The organism is Streptomyces sp. NPDC104831 (assembly GCF_055583025.1).
Genome location: NZ_JBVJOT010000008.1, coordinates 1 through 19,240, shown reverse-complemented (window position 1 = coordinate 19,240; position 19,240 = coordinate 1). Strand labels below are relative to the sequence as shown.

Here is a 19,240-nt window from a genome sequence, read left to right as displayed (position 1 = left end):
AGGACACACAGGCATGAAGCCAGGGACCGGCCGTAGCGGCCCGAGGAGGGCCCTCCTGACGAGGCGCAACGCGCGGCGTCTGTCCGCCGTGTGTTCGGCTCTCGGCGCGCTCGTCGTCACGTCGGCGACGCTCGCTCCGGAGGCTGCCGCCGTCGATGTTCAGTCCAAGGAGTGGTACCTGGACTTCATGGGTGCTGACGACATCTGGAAGATCAGCACGGGCAAGGGGGTGAAGGTCGCCGTGATCGACAGTGGGGTCAATCCGGCGACGCCCTCCCTCAAGGGGCAGGTGCTGGTGGAGGAGGTACCCAAGTCCGTCTCCTATCACGTCACGCATGACAAGGCAGGGCACGGCACCTCAATGGCCGAGATCATCGCGGGTACGGGAGCCGGTGGCGGTATCAAGGGCCTTGCTCCAGATGCCAAAATCATTCCCTTCCGTGTTGATGGCGGGGAGCTTGTGGGCGATGAAATCGGTAAGACGCCCACCGTACGTGACGCGATCAGGGCGGCTGCGGACAGTGACGCGAAAATCATCAACATGTCCTTCGGTGCTGGAGACACCGCCGACGGCACGGATGCCGCTGTAAAGTACGCGGTTTCGAAGGGGAAATTGCTTTTCGCCTCCATCGGTAATGACGGAGACAAAGGCAATCTGCCCTCCTACCCGGCCAACTACCCCGGTGTCATCGGCGTATCCGCTCTAGACAAGACCGGAACCGTGGCCAAGTTCTCCACATTCGGGAACTACGTGGACCTCTCGGCTCCGGGCCTGCACATCCCGTCCTGGTGCGACGGGACGTTCACCGAGTACTGCGACACCGACGGCACCAGCCCCGCCTCCGCCATCGCCTCCGCGTCCGCCGCCCTGATCTGGTCCGCCCACCCGGACTGGACGGCCAACCAGGTCCTGCGGTCGCTCGTCGACACGGCCGCCCGTTCCTGGCCGAAGGACACGCCGAGCAGGTATCTGGGTTACGGCGGCGTCCGTCCTCGCCGGGTACTCATCAACAAGAACATCGACCCGGGTCCGCCCGATGTCGATCCTCTTGCCGCCCAGAACGGCACGTCGTCGGCGGCCCCCAGCCCCTCGGTCAAGGCCCCGTCCGGCAAGCCCACCAAGGAGGCAGGCTCCGCCAGCGGGCCCACCTCCGCCGCCGCGAAGGAATCCGACTCCGGCAGTGGTACCCAGACCTGGGTGATCATCGGCGCCGTAGCCGCCGTACTGGTCATCGGAGGCGCCGGTTTCGCCGTGCTGCGCGCACGCCGTAACGCCTGAACGGTCTCCCGTACACCTCCCCACTCACCGAGTGGGCGAAGACCCGCTTGCCGGCAGTGCCGACGCCCGACACACGCCTCAGCGCCCGGCAAGGTCAGTTCACACAGAAAGGCACGGAAATGGCGACGCAGCGCCAGAAGGTAAGCGACAAGGACATCATCGTCCTCGAAAAGGAGCTTCTGCACCGTTTCGAGGGCATCAAGGGTCAGCTGAAGGAACTGCAGGCCCTCATCGACAGCCTCGAGGGCAACTGGAAGGGCATCGGCGCCGGCGCGTTCAACTCCAAGCAGACCGAGATCAACGAGCGCATGGTCCGCATCGGCAACATCCTCGCCAAGTTCATCGAGGCCATGAGCACCACGCGGAAGATCAAGGACGGCACGGAAGACGAGGTCCGCGCGCAGGTCCAGAGCATCGACGTCAGCGTCGGCGGCTCGACTTCGGCCCTGTCCAGCTACTGATCCCCGCCAGGTCACCACTTCTCAGCAACGGAGCAATCATGGGCGTCAACAACAGCGGCGAGCTCGAAGTTTCCTACGGCAGCCTCGACGAGACCGCCACCCAGCTGGCCAACCACGCGCGTCGGCTCGAAGAGGGCCTCGAGGCCATCAAGCAGAAGGTCGCCGGCGTCGCCAGCATGTGGGAGGGCGAGGCCCACAACGCGTACACCGAGCAGCAGGCAGCCTGGGACCGCGAGGCGCAGGGCATCCACGAGGCCCTGGTCCAGATCGGCAAGGTCGTGCACGCGGCCGGCGGTGACTACCAGGGCGGCGACCGCAAGGCCGCCAGCTACTTCATGTAAGCCGGACCGGTACAGCACGGCAACAGGGTGGGCACGCACGGGAGGTGCCCACCCTTTGTCATGCCGTTTGTCATGCCGGAACGGAAGGCTCGTGCACGTCTTCATACCAGCGACCGTTGACGCCCCCGGAGGGAAAGCCTCACCCGCACAGGCGGCTCCCCCTCCGCCGGACACCGGACCCCGGACCCCGGACCCCGGACTCCGGACCCCGGACTCCGGACCCCTCAGTACTCCACTTCCACCAACCCCGTCTGCACCAACGGCTTGCCCCGCTTGCGGGAGACGAAGACGCCTCGGCCCGGGGGCATCGGGCGGTGGCGGACGCCGCCGAGGATGTCGCCCTCGGCCGGGTCGCCGGCCAGGATCAGGCCCTGGGCGCCGAGTTCCTTCATGCGCTGCATGAACGGCTCGTACGAGGCCCGGCCCGCGCCCGCCGAGGAGCGGGCGATGATGAAGCGGACGCCGACGTCGCGGGCGAACGGCAGCATCTCCGTCAGCCCGCTGAGCGGGTTGCCGCTGGAGGTGGAGACCAGGTCGTAGTCGTCGATGACGACGAACACCTGCGGCCCCCGCCACCAGCTGCGGTCCCGCAGTTGCTGCGGCGTGACGTCCGCCGTCGGCGTGCGGCGCTGCATCAGGTCGGCCAGCGCGGCCATGTGGTGGTCCATCTGGCTGGACATGGGGATGTACTCCGCCAGGTGGGAGGCGGGGGTGACGTCCAGCAGGGCGCGGCGGTTGTCGACCACGAAGAACTTCGCCTCGTCGCCGCCGTACCGCAGCGACAGCTGCCGGATCAGCAGCCGCAGCAGGTTGGACTTGCCGGACTCGCTCTCGCCGAAGACGAGGAAGAACGGGTCCTGGTCGAAGTCGACGAAGACCGGCTCCAGGTTCTCCTCGTCCAGCGCGAACGCGACGCCCCGCCGCGGGAACCGGTCGCCCGGCGGCAGCTCGGCCGCGTCCAGCCGGCGCGGCAGCAGCCGTACCTTGGGGGCGCCCGGCGCCTGCCAGTGCCGCCCGACCTCGGTGGTCAGCGCGGCCGTGGCCTCCGCCAGGTCCGTGTCGGAGGTGAGGCCGTCGATCCGCGGCACCGCCGCCATGAAGTGCAGTTTCTGCGGGGACAGACCGCGGCCGGGGACCCCGGCGGGCACGTTCGCCGCCACCTTGCGGTCGATCTCCGAGTCCATGACGTCACCCAGACGCAGCTCCAGGCGGTTCATCAGGTGGTCCTTGAGGTTCGCGCGGACCTCCATCGAGCGGGACGCCGTGATGACGAGGTGGATGCCGTAGCCGAGGCCGCGCGCGGCGATGTCCAGGACCGCCGGCTCCAGGCCCTCGTAGTCCGTGCGGAAGTTCCCCCAGCCGTCGACGACCAGGAAGACGTCACCCCAGGGCTGGTCGGTGACCGAGATCTCGCCCCGGGCGCGCCGGGCGCGGAAGTCGGCGATCGAGGCGATGCCGGCCGTACGGAAGTACTCCTCGCGGCGGGTCAGGACGCCGTACACCTCGGAGACCGTACGGCGCACCCGCTCCGGGTCCAGCCGCGAGGCGATCCCGCCGACATGCGGCAGGCCGTCCACCGCGGCCATGCCGCCGCCACCGAAGTCGAGGCCGTAGAACTGCACCTCGTGCGGGGTGTGGGTGAGCGCGAAGGCGCAGATCAGGGAGCGCAGCAGGGTGGACTTGCCGGACTGCGGGCCGCCGATGACCTGCATGTGACCGGCCGCGCCCGAGAAGTCGAGCATCAGACGGTCGCGGCGCTGCTCGTACGGCTTGTCGACCAGGCCGACCGGGACCACCAGGCGCCCGGCGCCCTCGTAGTTCGGCTGGGTCAGGCCGCGGCCCTGCACCGCCGCCAGCCCCGGCAGCAGCGCGTCCAGCGCGGGCGGGCTCTCCAGCGGCGGCAGCCACACCTGGTGGGCCGCCGGGCCCTGTGCCTCCAGCCGGCGCACGATCACGTCGAGCACGGTGTCGGCCAGCGCCTCGTCCACCTCGGGCTCGGTCTCGGTGCGCTGCTGCGGGATCGCGGTGTACCGCACCGGCACCTCGGTGGCCGTGAACAGCACCGGACGGCGGTCCACCGGGAGCCGCCCGCCGGACAGGTCCGCCCGCCGGCCCCCGGAGCGGTACACGCCCGAGACGTAGGCCGCCTTGAACCGGACCATCTCGTCCGTGCCGTACTTCAGGAAGCCGGAGCCGGGGACGTTCGGCAGTTCGTAGGCGTCGGGGACGCCGAGCGCGGCGCGGGACTCGGCCGCGGAGAACGTGCGCAGACCGATCCGGTAGGAGAGGTAGGTCTCCAGGCCGCGCAGCCGGCCCTCCTCCAGGCGCTGCGAGGCCAGCAGCAGGTGCACGCCCAGCGACCGGCCGATCCGGCCGATCTGCACGAACATCTCGATGAAGTCCGGCTTGGCGGTCAGCAGCTCGCTGAACTCGTCGATCACGAGGACCAGGGACGGGATCGGCTGGAGCGGGGCGCCGGCCGCGCGGGCCTTCTCGTAGTCGTGGATGTTGGCGTAGTTGCCCGCGTCGCGCAGCAGCTCCTGGCGGCGGTTCAGCTCGCCGCGGATGGAGTCGCCCATGCGGTCGACGAGGGTCAGGTCGTCCGCGAGGTTGGTGATGACCGCCGCCACGTGCGGCATCTGCGCCATGCCGGCGAAGGTCGCGCCGCCCTTGAAGTCGGCGAGGACGAAGTTCAGGGTCTCCGAGGAGTGGGTGACCGCGAGGCCCAGCACCAGGGTGCGCAGCAGCTCGGACTTGCCGGAACCGGTCGCGCCGACGCACAGGCCGTGCGGGCCCATGCCCTCCTGCGCGGCCTCCTTCAGGTCCAGCATCACGGGCCGGCCGTCCTCGCCGAGACCGATCGGCACCCGCAGGCGTTCGGCGAGCGCGCGCGGGCGCCAGGTCCGCTTGGTGTCGACGGAGGCCGCGTCGCCGAGGCCCAGCAGGTCGGTGAACTCCAGGTTGGCGAGCAGCGGCTCGTCGTCGTCACCGCCGGAGGCCATGCGCAGCGGCGCCAGCTGCCGGGCCAGCGCCTCGGCGGACTCGTAGGACAGCGCGTCGGGGCTGCCCTCGTACACCTCGCCGTGCCCGGACTCCAGGCGCAGCAGGCCGGGCTGGACGACGATGGACAGGTCGCCGCCCGCCGTGGTCAGCTCGCCCGGCACCACCTCCAGGACCGTGACGCCCTGGAGGCCCTCCGGGTTGGCGAGCACCGAGTCCGGCAGCAGGGACAGGTCGTCCAGGACGAGCACGATGTGCGGCTCGTCCAGCAGCGGCGCGGCACCGGGGTGGAAGCGCGGCCGGCCGGTCAGCCGTGCGGCCAGCAGGTCCTCCAGCTCGCGCGGGTCGGAGCCGATCAGCCGGCGCGAACCCGCGCCGTCCACCGCGCCGGGCGCCTGCGCGTGCGGCAGCCACTTCGCCCAGTCCCAGTGCGCCAGCGCCTCCCGGCCCGCGGCCACCGCGACGATCAGGTCCTGCGGGGAGTGCAGCGAGGCCAGCGAGCCGACCAGGGCGCGGGCCGAGGCCCGTACGGACTGCGGCTCGCCGCTGACCGTGACGTGGTAGAAGGCGCGCAGCGACACCGCCATCGGCAGGTCGCCGACGCTGGCGTGCGCGGCGAGGAAGCGCTGCATCGCGCCCGCGGTCAGCGGCTCCAGCTGCTCGACCGGCCCCGTCTCCGGGGGGATCAGCGGGGTCGCCAGCGGCTGCGCGCCCAGCCCGATGCGGACGTGCGCGAAGTCCTCGTCGCCGGGCCGCCGCTCCCACACCCGGCTGCCCTCGGCGACCAGCGCCCAGAGCTGCTCGGGGGAGGGGTGCAGGTAGTACTGCGCGTCCCGCTGCTTGCGGGCCGTGGCCACGGCGGACCTGCGGGTCTGCGACAGATAGCTGAGGTAGTCGCGGCGCATGTCGGCCAGCTGGCCCTGCGAGCCGCGACGGAAGCGGACCACCATCGCGATGGACATCGCCACCGTCGAGGCGATCATGATCATGCCCATGATCTTCATGAACGGCTGGCCGTTCGTGAAGAAGAAGACCACCGAGCCGCCCATGCCCAGCGTGGGCAGGAGCTGCATCAGCACGCTCTCCTGGTGCCCCCGCGGCAATTCGGGCGGTGGCTGGACAACGACCTCTTCCGTGGGCACTTCGGACGGAAGCGCCCTAGGGGGGCGCTTGACGACAATCTGGCTCACCGCTCACCAATTCCCTTGCCCGACCCAGGCGTTCCGCCCGCCGCCCCGTGTCCGGCGAGCGCAGGCCGCCGCGTGATCCTACTGAGTTCGCGGAGGGCGGGTGGGCGGTAGGGTGCCGGATGTTCGCGTGAGCACACGCCGCGCAGGCTGGATGTACCGGGACGAACCCCTCAAGGGCGAGGCGGCGGGAGCCCGGAATCCCGCCGTACGGCACCCGGGTCGCCGCGCACCGGGCAAACCGGCACGGGACCTTCACGCCATGGACGCAGCACCACCACCGAGCACGACACAGACGCACCACCACCACTGAGGGGGAGCAGCAGGTGAGCATGACGGCCGCCGCCACCGGCGGACCCGGGACGGGAGCCCCTTCCGCGTCCGGCACCGGACTCGGCTTCTGCCGGGTCACCATCGTCGCGCCGGACAGCCGTATCGACGTGGCCCTGCCCGACGACGTCCCGGTCGCCGACCTCTACCCGGAGATCCTCCGGCTGTCCCAGCAGAGCCCCGCGGCCGGCGCCCCGGTCGGCTACCACCTCGTCCGCACCGACGGCACCGTGCTGGACAGCGCCCGGTCCTTCGCCGCCCAGCGCATCCTCGACGGCGAACTGCTCACCCTGCGCCCGTTCGCCGAATCCCTGCCGCCGGCCGTCTTCGACGATGTCGCCGAGGCCGTGGCCTCCTCCGTCACCAAGCAGCACAAGCTGTGGAGCGGCGACCTGACCCGGGCCGCCGGCCTCGTCGGCGGCGGTGTGCTGCCCGCTCTGCTCGCGTTCGTCGCCTGGACCGCCGACCCGCGCCACGACATGCACGGCCTGGCCGGCATCCTCGCCGCCGTCACCGGCATCCTCCTGGTCGTGCTCTCCGCCGTCCGCGCCCGCGTCTACGACGACCGCGGCTCGGCCGTCGCCCTCGGCCTCGGCGCACTGCCGGGCATCGGCGTCGCCGGCAGCGGACTGCTGCCGCTCGGCGACGGCGAGGGCATCGGCAGGCTCCAGTTCCTGCTGGCGTGCGCGGCCGTCCTCGTCGCCGCCCTGATCCTCGCCCTGTGCTCACCCCACGGCGACGGCCCCTTCGTCGCCTTCGTGTTCGCCTCCGCGGTCGCCCTCGTCGCCGTCTTCATCGCGACCCTCACCGGCTGGGCACCCCGGGAGACCGCCGCCCTGTGCGCGCCGGTCGCCGTCTGCGGGCTCGCCTTCCTGCCCGGCATGTCCATGCGGTTCGCCCGGCTGCCGATCGGCTTCGAGAACCCCAGCGGCGGCGGCGCCCCCCGCCCCGCCTACGGCACCGAGCCCGCCGCCCAGGAACCGGTGGACATCGAGCGCGTCGAGGCGCAGGCACGGCGCGGCCACGAACTCCTCGTCGGCATGGTCGGCGGCTGCGCGCTGCTCGCCGTCGGCGCCGCGGCCGTGCTCGGCTTCTCCGCCGACGCCTGGGCCCAGCTGCTCGCCCTCGCCACCGGCACCGCCCTGCTGATGCGCGCCGGCCTGTTCCGCTACACCGCCCAGGTCGCCCCCGTGCTGGCCGCCGGCCTCACCTGCCTGGTCCTGCTCGGCCTCGGCCTCGCCCTGAACCCGCCGGACCACGTCATGCGCGCCGCGCTGGCCGGCGACCGCACCGACCTCGACATCCGCACCATCTGGCTCATCGCGGCGATCGCCGCGGCCACGGCCCTGGTGACGGCCCTCGGCCTGATCCTGCCGCGCGGCGGGATGACCCCCTTCTGGGGCCGCTTCCTGGAGATCTGCGAGGGCTTCGTGCTGCTCACCCTGATCCCGCTCGCCCTGGCCGTCTTCGACGTGTACGCCAAGGCCCGGGCCATGACGAGCTGACGGGAACACGATCCGGAAAAGGGGCGGTACGCGCGCGTACCGCCCCTTCGCGCACCGGCCTCGGCCGAAGCTCACTGCACGTCCAGGCCCCCGTTGTGCGCCATCGGCTTCAGGTCGAACTCCCCGTCGCGCGCCCCGAGCACGAACGCGGTCCACTCCGCCTCCGTGTAGCGCAGCACGGTGTCCGGGTCGAGCGAGGACCGCATCGCCACCGCGCCACCGGGCAGGTGCGCGATCTCGACCCGCTCCTCGTGCTCCTCCGTACCCGGCGCGCACTGCCACTCCACGTCCGAGATGTCGAGCGCGTACAGCTCGTCCCGCTCGCGCTCCTTGCGCGCCTTCATCTCCGCTTCCGTTTCCGCCATCCGCGGCGACCCCTTCCCGACGTAGTACGATCCCGGCGCTCACCCTAGTGGCGCGCGCCACCCCGCCGGCGGGGTTCGCCGACCGGGCGTAAGGTCCCCGCCATCGCCTGGTACCCTGAGTGACGGCCGTATGTGTACGCACCCCCGGAACCCTCGCTGTTCTGGAGGCCGCGCCCAGCGGATCCCCGCCTCCCGAGTAACGGAAGCTCCCCCGAGACGCAGACCGGGGGCACTCGGTGGCCACTCACACACCATGAGGAGTACGCGTGTCGCTCGACGCCGCTACGAAGAAGCAGATCATCGCCGAGTTCGGTACCAAGGAGGGTGACACCGGCTCCCCCGAGGTCCAGGTCGCTCTGCTCTCCCGTCGGATCTCCGACCTGACGGAGCACCTCAAGACCCACAAGCACGACCACCACTCCCGCCGTGGCCTGCTGATCCTGGTCGGTCAGCGCCGCCGGCTGCTGCAGTACCTGGCGAAGAAGGACATCCAGCGCTTCCGTGCGCTGGTCGACCGCCTCGGCATCCGCCGCGGTGCGGCGGGCGCCAAGTAAGACGCCACGAGGGAGCGGTTCCCGAAACGAATCGGGGACCGCTCCCTTTGCCGTATGCGGGGCTCAGCCGGGCATACGGTGACCACGGTCGTACCACCGGAAACGTGCGGACTGTCACTCACGCTTTGTAGTGTGGTAGCAGAACGCATCACGTACGACACAGAACGAGGAGAAGCGCACCCAGTCGCCGCCGGTCCTCGGTAGTGGCCCCCGGGCAGGAAGCCCCGGGTGCTTCGATCGAAGACCGGCCCGCACCGCACGGAGCGCCTCTCCACACACCGTCCCCCTGCCACACGGGCAGGCACCGGACGAAGACGAGGAGAAAACGCTAGTGGAGAACGAGACCCACTACGCCGAAGCCGTCATCGACAACGGCCCCTTCGGCACCCGCACGATCCGCTTCGAGGCGGGCCGCCTGGCCAAGCAGGCCGCCGGCTCCGCCGTGGCGTACCTGGACGACGACACCATGGTGCTGTCGGCCACCACCGCCTCCAAGCAGCCCAAGGACCAGCTCGACTTCTTCCCGCTCACGGTGGACGTCGAGGAGCGGATGTACGCCGCCGGCAAGATCCCCGGCAGCTTCTTCCGCCGCGAGGGCCGTCCCTCCGAGGACGCGATCCTCACCTGCCGGCTGATCGACCGCCCGCTGCGCCCGTCCTTCAAGAAGGGCCTGCGCAACGAGATCCAGGTCGTCTGCACGGTCATGGCCCTCAACCCCGACCACCTGTACGACGTCGTGGCGATCAACGCCGCGTCCGCGTCCACGCAGCTGGCCGGCCTGCCCTTCTCCGGCCCGATCGGCGGCGTCCGCGTCGCGCTGATCCGCGGTCAGTGGGTCGCCTTCCCGACCCACACCGAGCTGGAGGACGCCGTCTTCGACATGGTCGTCGCCGGCCGTGTCCTGGAGGACGGCGACGTCGCGATCATGATGGTCGAGGCCGAGGCCACCGAGAAGACCATCAAGCTGGTCGAGGGCGGCGCCGAGGCGCCGACCGAGGAGATCGTCGCCGCCGGTCTCGAGGCCGCCAAGCCCTTCATCAAGGTGCTGTGCCGCGCCCAGGCCGACCTCGCCGCCAAGGCCGCCAAGCCGGTCGGCGAGTTCCCGATCTTCCTGGACTACAAGGACGACGTCTTCGAGGCCCTGACCGCCGCGGTCAAGCCCGAGCTGGCCCAGGCGCTCACCATCGCCGGCAAGCAGGAGCGCGAGGCCGAGCTGGACCGCGTCAAGGCGCTGGCCGCCGAGAAGCTGCTGCCCGAGTTCGAGGGCCGCGAGAAGGAGATCTCCGCCGCGTACCGCTCGCTCACCAAGCAGCTGGTCCGCGAGCGCGTGATCAAGGAGAAGAAGCGCATCGACGGCCGCGGTGTCACCGACATCCGCACCCTGGCCGCCGAGGTCGAGGCCATCCCGCGCGTGCACGGCTCGGCGCTGTTCGAGCGTGGCGAGACCCAGATCCTGGGCGTCACCACCCTCAACATGCTCCGCATGGAGCAGCAGCTGGACACCCTCTCCCCGGTGACCCGCAAGCGCTACATGCACAACTACAACTTCCCGCCGTACTCCACCGGCGAGACCGGCCGCGTCGGCTCCCCCAAGCGCCGCGAGATCGGCCACGGCGCCCTCGCCGAGCGCGCCCTCGTGCCGGTGCTGCCGACCCGCGAGGAGTTCCCCTACGCGATCCGCCAGGTGTCCGAGGCCCTCGGCTCCAACGGCTCGACGTCCATGGGCTCGGTCTGCGCCTCCACCATGTCGCTGCTGAACGCCGGTGTGCCGCTGAAGGCCCCGGTCGCCGGTATCGCCATGGGCCTGATCTCCCAGGAGATCGACGGCGAGACGCACTACGTCACCCTCACCGACATCCTCGGTGCGGAGGACGCCTTCGGCGACATGGACTTCAAGGTCGCCGGCACCAAGGAGTTCGTGACCGCCCTCCAGCTCGACACCAAGCTGGACGGCATCCCGGCCTCCGTCCTGGCCGCGGCCCTCAAGCAGGCCCGCGACGCCCGCCTGCACATCCTCGACGTGATGATGGAGGCCATCGACCGGCCCGACGAGATGAGCCCGCACGCCCCGCGGATCATCACCGTCAAGATCCCGGTCGACAAGATCGGCGAGGTCATCGGCCCCAAGGGCAAGATGATCAACCAGATCCAGGAGGACACGGGCGCCGAGATCACCATCGAGGACGACGGCACGATCTACATCGGTGCCGCCGACGGTCCCTCGGCGGAGGCCGCCCGCGCCACGATCAACGGCATCGCCAACCCGACGATGCCCGAGGTCGGCGAGCGGTACCTGGGCACGGTCGTCAAGACGACCACCTTCGGCGCGTTCGTCTCCCTGCTGCCCGGCAAGGACGGTCTGCTGCACATCTCGCAGATCCGCAAGCTCGCCGGCGGCAAGCGCGTGGAGAACGTCGAGGACGTCCTCGGCGTGGGCCAGAAGGTCCAGGTCGAGATCGCCGAGATCGACTCCCGCGGCAAGCTCTCCCTGATCCCCGTGATCGAGGGCGAGGAAGGCTCTGACGAGTCGAAGGACGACGCCGAGCAGTGACGTCCCGTAGCTCGAAGGCGACGGCCCGCCCCTCTTCGGAGGCGCGGGCCGTCGCCCGTACCCAAACCCTCATCAAGGGGACCGGCGGCATCGGCACGGTCCGCAAGACCACCCTCCCGGGCGGCCTGCGCATCGTCACCGAGACCCTGCCCTCGGTCCGCTCCGCGACCTTCGGCATCTGGGCCCACGTCGGCTCCCGCGACGAGACCCGGGCCCTGAACGGCGCCACCCACTACCTGGAGCACCTGCTCTTCAAGGGCACGTCCCGCCGCAGCGCGCTCGACATCTCCGCCGCGCTCGACGCGGTCGGCGGCGAGATGAACGCGTTCACGGCCAAGGAGTACACGTGCTACTACGCACGCGTGCTCGACACCGACCTGCCCCTGGCCATCGACGTGGTCTGCGACATGCTGACCGGCTCGCTGATCCTCGAAGAGGACGTCGACGTCGAACGCGGCGCGATCCTCGAAGAGATCGCCATGACCGAGGACGACCCCGGCGACTGCGTGCACGACCTGTTCGCGCACACCATGTTCGGCGACAACGCCCTCGGCCGCCCGGTCCTCGGCACGGTCGACACGGTCAACGCCCTCACCGCCGACCGGATCCGCCGCTTCTACAAGAAGCACTACGACCCGACCCACCTCGTGGTCGCCTGCGCCGGCAACGTCGACCACGCCAAGGTCGTCCGCCAGGTCCGCGCGGCCTTCGAGAAGGCCGGCGCCCTCAGGAACCCGGAGGCACGGCCCATCGCCCCGCGCGACGGCCGCCGTACGATCCGCACCGCCGGCAAGGTGGAACTGCTCGGCCGCAAGACCGAACAGGCGCACGTCGTCCTCGGCATGCCCGGCCTCGCCCGCACCGACGACCGCCGCTGGGCCATGGGCGTGCTCAACACCGCCCTCGGCGGCGGCATGTCCTCCCGCCTCTTCCAGGAGGTCCGGGAGAAGCGCGGCCTCGCCTACAGCGTGTATTCGTACACCTCGGGCTTCGCCGACTGCGGCCTGTTCGGCGTCTACGCCGGCTGCCGGCCCAGCCAGGTCCACGACGTGCTGCGCATCTGCCGCGACGAACTCGACCACGTCGCGCAGAACGGCCTCTCCGACGACGAGATCGCCCGCGCCATCGGCCAGCTGAAGGGCTCCACCGTCCTCGGCCTGGAGGACACCGGCGCGCTGATGAACCGTATCGGCAAGAGCGAACTGTGCTGGGGCGAGCAGATGTCCGTCGACGACATGCTGGCGAAGATAGCCGCGGTCACCCCGGACGAGGTCCGCTCGGTCGCCCGCGACATCCTGGGACAGCGCCCGTCGCTCTCGGTCATCGGCCCGCTCAAGGACAAGCAGGCCGCCCGGCTGCACGACGCGGTCGCCTGAAACACCACCGGTTAGGAAGCAGGAACATGAGCAAGCTGCGCGTGGCGGTCCTCGGTGCCAAGGGCCGGATCGGAGCCGAGGCGGTCAAGGCGGTCGAGGCCGCCGACGACATGGAACTGGTCGCCGCCCTCGGCCGGGGCGACGAGCTGGAGACCCTGACCGAGACCGGTGCCCAGGTCGCCGTCGAGCTGACCACCCCGGCCTCGGTCATGGGCAACCTCGACTTCTGCGTGCGCCACGGCATCCACGCGGTCGTCGGCACCACCGGCTGGACCGACGAACGCCTCGCGCAGCTGCGGGGCTGGCTCGACCGCTCCCCGGAGACCGGCGTGCTCATCGCGCCGAACTTCTCCATCGGCGCCGTGCTGACGATGAGGTTCGCGCAGATCGCCGCGCCCTACTTCGAGTCGGTCGAGGTGGTCGAGCTGCACCACCCGAACAAGGTGGACGCCCCCTCCGGCACCGCCACGCGCACCGCCCAGCTCATCGCCGAGGCCCGCCGGGCGGCCGGCACCGCCCCGGCACCCGACGCCACCGCCACGGCCCTCGACGGCGCCCGGGGCGCCAGCGTCGACGGCATCCCCGTGCACGCCGTGCGGCTGCGCGGCCTGCTCGCCCACCAGGAGGTCCTGCTCGGCGGCGAGGGCGAGACCCTGACCGTCCGGCACGACTCGCTGCACCACAGCAGCTTCATGCCGGGCATCCTGCTCGGCGCCCGCCGGGTGGTGACCACTCCGGGCCTCACCTTCGGCCTGGAACACTTCCTGGACCTGAGCTGAGCCCGAAGACGTCATGCGCGCGAAGATCACCTACCTCGTCACGGCCGCCGTCCTGGTCTTCTACTTCGTCCTGGTCGGCAGCCGCGGCGTCCTGCTCATCCAGTCCGGCACGCTCCTCACCGTCACCTTCGGCGTGGCGGTGCTGATCCTGCCGGTCATCGGCCTGTGGTTCCTGTGGAAGAACACCCAGTTCGTCCGCAAGGCCAACCAGCTGGCCGCCGAACTCGAAGCCGAGGGCGGCCTGCCGGTCGACGAACTGCGGCGCCTGCCCGACGGCCGGATCGACCGCGACTCGGCCGACGAGGTCTTCGCCCGGCGCAAGGCCGAGACGGAGGCGACCCCGGGGGACTGGCGATGCTGGTTCCGTCTCGCCGTCGCCTACCACGACGCCCGCGACACGCCCCGGGCCCGCAAGGCGATGCAACGGGCCATCGCCCTGCACGACGGGCAGCCCGTACGGGTCTGACACGGGCCCGCGGCACCCTGCCGCGCCCGCGCACGCGCGTCGGTCCACCGGACCGCCGCGCGCGTGCGGGGGCGTTCCGGCCGGCCGCGCCCGCACGCCGGAGCCGCGTACCGCCGCGCCCCCTCCGGCGCGCTCAGCCGCGTCCGCACTCCGCCGCCCACGCCTCCACCGTGTCCGCCGCCCGGTCGAAGGCCATCGGCCGGCCCAGGAAGTCCAGGGTGTGCGTGGTCAGCAGCGGCGGGGTGTCGTCGGGCGGCAGGTCCGTGCGCACGAGGGCCAGCGCCTGTCCCTGCACCGTGCGCGGCAGCCCCAGCCACCGCACCGGCCGCTGCACCGTCCGCACCGACACCACCCGCTCCCACGGCAGCGTCCGCGTCCGCAGGAAGCCGGTCCGGCGCAGCCCGCGCCGGCTCACCCACACCCCCATGCGCAGCAGCCGCAGCGCGGAGGCGATGATCAGCAGCCCGGCCGCGAGAACCGCCGCGGCGGTGGACACCGAGCCGGTCAGCGCGGTGAGCACCGCGCCGAAGAGCACGAACGAGGCGAGCAGCAGCCACAGCGCGGCCATGCCCACCCGCCACGGCCCCGGCCGGTAGGGGCGCCGCCAGCGGTCCGGGTCGTCGTGCGGCAGCGCGCCGCCGGCTGCCGTCTCGAAGGTGCGGTCGGCCGTCAGAAAGGGCAGGGGCACGGCTGGTCCTCGCTCGGTCCTCGCATGGGCTGTGCCAGGTGAGGCTATCCGTCGGGGTGTGCGCCCACCAGCCGTGCGCGTCCGGAAGAGCGGGTGCCCGTTCTCAGTGCCCCTGGGACGCCTGGGACTGCTGAGCCGGTGCGTCGGACGGCGTGGAGAGCGCCGGCGTACCGGCGATCAGGGCCCCCACGAGCCCGGCCACGAGGGTGAGGCCCAGCAGCCAGCGCCCGGCCATCTCACCGAAGGACGCCCGCGGACGCGGCGGGGGAGTCACATTGCTGCGGAACCTGTCCGCCTCGGCCACGAAGGCGAAGGGCACGGGCTCGCTCGGGGTACCTCCCGGCGGTAGCTGGGGGCGGAACATCGCGGCTGCCGCTCCTTTCGGGGTGCGGAGATCGAATGGGCACGCTTCATCGGTAAAGACGTTCGGGTGACACAAAAGGTGCCCCATGTCCGGAAAAAATCGCAGGCAAGGTCGCTTTCGTTCGCGGCCGGGTCCCCCCGTACAGTGGGCGCGAACCTCCAGCAGCAGTGGGAAGGACCCGTCCAGCCGTGACCCGCACCCCGGATGAACTGAAGATCGACCTGCGCAGTGATGTCACCGTCGAACTGGTCAAGCACAGCGCCGCGGACTCCGACGTGCTCTTCGCCGCCCGTGTGTCGACCATCGGGGAGCAGTCCCTGGACGAACTGGACAAGGACCCCGAGCGCTCCAAGGGCCTGATCAACTACCTGATGCGCGACCGGCACGGCAGCCCGTTCGAGCACAACTCGATGACCTTCTTCATCAGCGCCCCGATCTTCGTCTTCCGCGAGTTCATGCGGCACCGCGTCGGCTGGTCGTACAACGAGGAGTCCGGCCGCTACCGCGAGCTCCAGCCGGTCTTCTACGTCCCGGACACCGGCCGCAAGCTGGTCCAGCAGGGCCGGCCGGGCAAGTACGTCTTCGTGGAGGGCACCGAGGAGCAGCACGCCCTGGTCGGACAGGCCATGGAGGAGTCGTACCGCCAGGCCTACGCGACCTACCAGGAGATGCTCGCCCAGGGCATCGCCCGTGAGGTCGCCCGCTCGGTGCTCCCCGTCGGCCTCTACTCCTCGATGTACGCCACCTGCAACGCGCGCTCCCTGATGCACTTCCTCGGCCTGCGCACCCAGCACGAGCTGGCCAAGGTGCCCTCCTTCCCGCAGCGGGAGATCGAGATGGTGGGCGAGAAGATGGAGGCGGAGTGGGCGAAGCTGATGCCGCTGACGTACGCCGCCTTCAATGCGAACGGGCGTGTGGCCCCGTGACGAAGCCTTGTTCCCGCGCCGGGAACGGGCGTACGGACCAGTCTGGCGAAGTGTCCGTATTGCGGCATTCCGAGAAGTTCATCTAGCCTGATCAACGGACCCGGCACTGCTTGAACCCCCGAGCAGGCAGTGTCGGGCTCCCCCTTTGTCCTGACTTTCCCGGCACCCCACGGGCAGACCCCGCATCGAGCACCGAGTAGCGTGTTACCCATGGCTCCGACCTCGACTCCGCAGACCCCCTTCGGGCGGGTCCTCACCGCCATGGTCACGCCCTTCACGGCGGACGGCGCACTCGACCTCGACGGCGCGCAGCGGCTCGCCGCCCACCTGGTGGACGCAGGCAACGACGGCCTGATCGTCAACGGCACCACCGGCGAGTCCCCGACCACCAGCGACGCGGAGAAATCGGACCTGGTACGAGCCGTCCTGGAGGCCGTCGGCGACCGCGCCCACGTCGTCGCCGGCGTCGGAACCAACGACACCCACCACAGCGTCGAGCTGGCCCGCGAGGCCGAGCGCGCCGGCGCCCACGGCCTGCTGGTGGTCACGCCGTACTACAACAAGCCCCCGCAGGAGGGCCTGTACCGGCACTTCACGACGGTCGCCGACGCGACCGGCCTGCCGGTCATGCTCTACGACATCCCCGGCCGCAGCGGCGTCCCGATCAACACCGAGACCCTGGTCCGGCTCGCGGAGCACCCCCGGATCGTCGCCAACAAGGACGCCAAGGGCGACCTGGGCCGCGCGAGCTGGGCCATCGCCCGGTCCGGCCTCGCCTGGTACTCCGGCGACGACATGCTGAACCTCCCGCTGCTCTCGGTCGGCGCGGTCGGCTTCGTCTCGGTCGTCGGCCACCTCGTCACCCCCGACCTGCGCGTCCTGGTGGACGCGTTCGTCTCCGGCGACGTCGTCAAGGCCACCGAGATCCACCAGAAGCTGCTCCCGGTCTACACCGGCATGTTCCGCACCCAGGGCGTCATGACGACCAAGGCCGCGCTCGCGCTCCGGGGACTGCCCGCCGGGCCGCTGCGCTCGCCCATGGTCGAGTGCTCCGCCGAGGAGATCGCCCAGCTCAAGATCGATCTTGCGGCCGGCGGGGTACAGCTCTGATTAAAGACTTGGCACCACAGCACGGGCTTCACAACTGAATCGACAACCGCAGACGCAGGCCCACCGGTGCCTGCACCCCACACACAACTGCTTCTGCACGAACGTCATGCGCGCCACGTGCCCGACCGGTACGTGGCGCGCGTGTTTGAGGAGAGTCTTTTGAGTCATCCGCATCCTGAACTGGGCCCGCCCCCGCCGCTCCCCGAGGGCGGCCTCCGGGTCACCCCGCTCGGCGGTCTCGGCGAGATCGGCCGGAACATGACGGTCTTCGAGTACGGCGGCCGCCTGCTGATCGTCGACTGCGGAGTGCTCTTCCCCGAGGAGGAGCAGCCCGGAATCGACCTGATCCTCCCGGACTTCTCGTCCATCCGGGACCGCCTCGACGACATCGAGGGCATCGTCCTCACCCACGGCCACGAGGACCACATCGGCGCCGTCCCCTTCCTGCTCCGCGAGAAGCCGGACATCCCGCTGATCGGCTCCAAGCTCACGCTCGCCCTGATCGAGGCGAAGCTCCAGGAGCACCGGATCCGGCCGTACACCCTGGAGGTGGCGGAGGGGGACCGCGAGCGCATCGGTCCCTTCGACTGCGAGTTCATCGCCGTCAACCACTCCATCCCGGACGCCCTCGCCGTCGCCATCCGCACCCCCGCCGGCATGGTGGTGCACACCGGCGACTTCAAGATGGACCAGCTCCCGCTGGACAACCGCCTCACCGACCTGCACGCCTTCGCGCGGCTGAGCGAGGAGGGCATCGACCTCCTCCTCACCGACTCCACGAACGCCGAGGTCCCGGGCTTCACCCCGCACGAGCGCGACATCTCCAACGTCCTGCGGCAGGTCTTCGCCGGCGCCCGCAAGCGGATCATCGTGGCGAGCTTCGCGAGCCATGTCCACCGCATCCAGCAGATTCTGGACGCGGCGCACGAGTACGGCCGCCGGGTCGCCTTCGTCGGCCGCTCCATGGTCCGCAACATGGGCATCGCCCGTGACCTCGGCTACCTGAAGGTTCCCGCGGGCCTGGTGGTGGACGTCCGGGCGCTGGACGACCTGCCCGACGAAGAGGTGGTCCTGGTCTGCACGGGCTCCCAGGGCGAGCCGATGGCGGCCCTGTCCCGCATGGCCAACCGCGACCACCAGATCCGCATCGTCGACGGCGACACGGTCATCCTCGCCTCCTCGCTGATCCCCGGGAACGAGAACGCGGTCTACCGCGTGATCAACGGCCTGACCCGCTGGGGCGCCAACGTCGTCCACAAGGGCAACGCCAAGGTGCACGTTTCCGGCCACGCGTCCGCGGGCGAGCTGCTGTACTTCTACAACATCTGCCGGCCGAGAAACCTGATGCCGGTCCACGGCGAATGGCGCCACCTGCGCGCCAACGCCGAGCTGGGCGCCCTGACCGGCGTGCCGCACGACCGGATCGTCATCGCCGAGGACGGCGTGGTCGTCGACCTGGTCGGCGGCAAGGCCAAGATCTCCGGCAAGGTCCAGGCCGGATACGTCTACGTCGACGGCCTGTCGGTCGGCGGTGTCGGCGAGCCGGCGCTGAAGGACCGCAAGATCCTCGGGGACGAGGGCATCATCTCGGTCTTCGTCGTCATGGACGCCTCCACCGGCAAGATCACCGGAGGCCCGCACATCCAGGCCCGCGGCTCCGGCATCGAGGACTCCGCGTTCGCCGACGTCCTGCCGAAGATCACGGACTCCCTGGAGCGGTCCGCCCAGGACGGCGTCGTGGAGCCGCACCAGCTCCAGCAGCTGATCCGCCGGACCCTCGGCAAGTGGGTCTCGGACACCTATCGCCGCAGGCCGATGATCCTGCCGGTGGTCGTGGAGGTCTGACGCCCCGTCGGTGCTGACCTGGGGGGGGGGGGGGGGGGGGGGGGGGGGGGGGGGGGGGGGAGGGGGGGGGGGGGGGTGGTGGCACGAGGAGAAAAAAAACCCCCAACACCAAA

The 19,240-nt window shown here is 70.7% G+C and carries 16 protein-coding genes; 12 read left to right on the top strand and 4 right to left on the bottom strand.

The genetic code is table 11. The features are described from left to right. The first annotated feature begins 13 nt into the window (after positions 1 to 13). The 3 genes from ACZ63H_RS07855 to ACZ63H_RS07845 all read left to right on the top strand — a co-directional run bounded on the left by ACZ63H_RS07855 (position 14) and on the right by ACZ63H_RS07845 (position 2,081). Positions 14 to 1,279, top strand: a complete 1,266-nt coding sequence (locus ACZ63H_RS07855; RefSeq protein ID WP_469862941.1) for a S8 family serine peptidase — start codon at positions 14 to 16, stop codon at positions 1,277 to 1,279. Between the two features lie 119 nt (positions 1,280 to 1,398). After that, positions 1,399 to 1,740 (top strand): WXG100 family type VII secretion target, encoded by a 342-nt coding sequence (locus ACZ63H_RS07850; protein WP_469862940.1) that lies wholly within the window; start codon positions 1,399 to 1,401, stop codon positions 1,738 to 1,740. A gap of 38 nt (positions 1,741 to 1,778) precedes the next feature. Then, positions 1,779 to 2,081 (top strand): WXG100 family type VII secretion target, encoded by a 303-nt coding sequence (locus ACZ63H_RS07845; RefSeq protein WP_030619120.1) that lies wholly within the window; start codon positions 1,779 to 1,781, stop codon positions 2,079 to 2,081. Positions 2,082 to 2,305: 224 nt separating this feature from the next. Here ACZ63H_RS07845 and eccCa read toward each other — a convergent pair whose 3' ends face one another. Continuing rightward, entirely contained in the window at positions 2,306 to 6,271 is a 3,966-nt protein-coding gene (eccCa, locus tag ACZ63H_RS07840; RefSeq protein WP_469862939.1) for a type VII secretion protein EccCa, read from the bottom strand. A 329-nt stretch (positions 6,272 to 6,600) separates the two neighbouring features. Between eccCa and eccD the strand changes: the two genes are divergently transcribed. Next, positions 6,601 to 8,103: a type VII secretion integral membrane protein EccD gene (gene eccD, locus ACZ63H_RS07835; protein ID WP_469863071.1), complete on the top strand. Its 1,503-nt coding sequence runs from the start codon at positions 6,601 to 6,603 to the stop codon at positions 8,101 to 8,103. A gap of 71 nt (positions 8,104 to 8,174) precedes the next feature. On the opposite strand, the gene ACZ63H_RS07830 is transcribed toward eccD, so the two are convergent. Continuing rightward, a complete protein-coding gene (locus tag ACZ63H_RS07830) occupies positions 8,175 to 8,468 on the bottom strand; it encodes a DUF397 domain-containing protein (protein ID WP_469862938.1) in 294 nt (97 codons plus the stop codon). A 266-nt stretch (positions 8,469 to 8,734) separates the two neighbouring features. Between ACZ63H_RS07830 and rpsO the strand changes: the two genes are divergently transcribed. The 5 genes from rpsO (at position 8,735) to ACZ63H_RS07805 (ending at position 14,194) form a co-directional block, all read left to right on the top strand. Beyond that, positions 8,735 to 9,022 carry a 30S ribosomal protein S15 gene (gene rpsO, locus ACZ63H_RS07825; protein ID WP_003997419.1) on the top strand — a complete coding sequence of 96 codons (288 nt, stop codon included), beginning with the start codon at positions 8,735 to 8,737 and terminating at the stop codon, positions 9,020 to 9,022. Positions 9,023 to 9,353: 331 nt separating this feature from the next. Beyond that, on the top strand, positions 9,354 to 11,573 hold the full coding sequence (locus ACZ63H_RS07820; protein ID WP_469862937.1) for a polyribonucleotide nucleotidyltransferase: 2,220 nt from the start codon (positions 9,354 to 9,356) through the stop codon (positions 11,571 to 11,573). Beyond that, on the top strand, positions 11,570 to 12,949 hold the full coding sequence (locus ACZ63H_RS07815) for a M16 family metallopeptidase (RefSeq protein WP_469862936.1): 1,380 nt from the start codon (positions 11,570 to 11,572) through the stop codon (positions 12,947 to 12,949). Before ACZ63H_RS07820 ends, ACZ63H_RS07815 begins: the two co-directional genes overlap by 4 nt. Before the next feature lie 26 nt (positions 12,950 to 12,975). After that, positions 12,976 to 13,728, top strand: a complete 753-nt coding sequence (gene dapB, locus ACZ63H_RS07810) for a 4-hydroxy-tetrahydrodipicolinate reductase (protein WP_469862935.1) — start codon at positions 12,976 to 12,978, stop codon at positions 13,726 to 13,728. A gap of 13 nt (positions 13,729 to 13,741) precedes the next feature. Next, a complete protein-coding gene (locus ACZ63H_RS07805) occupies positions 13,742 to 14,194 on the top strand; it encodes a hypothetical protein (protein WP_469862934.1) in 453 nt (150 codons plus the stop codon). A gap of 133 nt (positions 14,195 to 14,327) precedes the next feature. Here ACZ63H_RS07805 and ACZ63H_RS07800 read toward each other — a convergent pair whose 3' ends face one another. Together ACZ63H_RS07800 and ACZ63H_RS07795 are read right to left on the bottom strand one after the other, a co-directional pair. Then, complete coding sequence (locus ACZ63H_RS07800) at positions 14,328 to 14,882, bottom strand: hypothetical protein (RefSeq protein WP_469862933.1); 555 nt, start codon at positions 14,880 to 14,882, stop codon at positions 14,328 to 14,330. A gap of 103 nt (positions 14,883 to 14,985) precedes the next feature. After that, entirely contained in the window at positions 14,986 to 15,246 is a 261-nt protein-coding gene (locus ACZ63H_RS07795; protein ID WP_469862932.1) for a hypothetical protein, read from the bottom strand. Positions 15,247 to 15,434: 188 nt separating this feature from the next. On the opposite strand from ACZ63H_RS07795, the gene thyX reads away from it, so the two are divergent. The 3 genes from thyX (at position 15,435) to ACZ63H_RS07780 (ending at position 19,127) form a co-directional block, all read left to right on the top strand. Next, on the top strand, positions 15,435 to 16,172 hold the full coding sequence (gene thyX / locus ACZ63H_RS07790; RefSeq protein ID WP_469862931.1) for an FAD-dependent thymidylate synthase: 738 nt from the start codon (positions 15,435 to 15,437) through the stop codon (positions 16,170 to 16,172). Between the two features lie 210 nt (positions 16,173 to 16,382). Further along, positions 16,383 to 17,282: a 4-hydroxy-tetrahydrodipicolinate synthase gene (dapA, locus tag ACZ63H_RS07785; RefSeq protein WP_469862930.1), complete on the top strand. Its 900-nt coding sequence runs from the start codon at positions 16,383 to 16,385 to the stop codon at positions 17,280 to 17,282. 159 nt (positions 17,283 to 17,441) lie between these two features. Next, the gene (locus tag ACZ63H_RS07780; RefSeq protein WP_469862929.1) at positions 17,442 to 19,127 is read left to right on the top strand and encodes a ribonuclease J; all 1,686 of its coding nucleotides are present in this window, start codon (positions 17,442 to 17,444) and stop codon (positions 19,125 to 19,127) included. Positions 19,128 to 19,240: the final 113 nt, after the last annotated feature.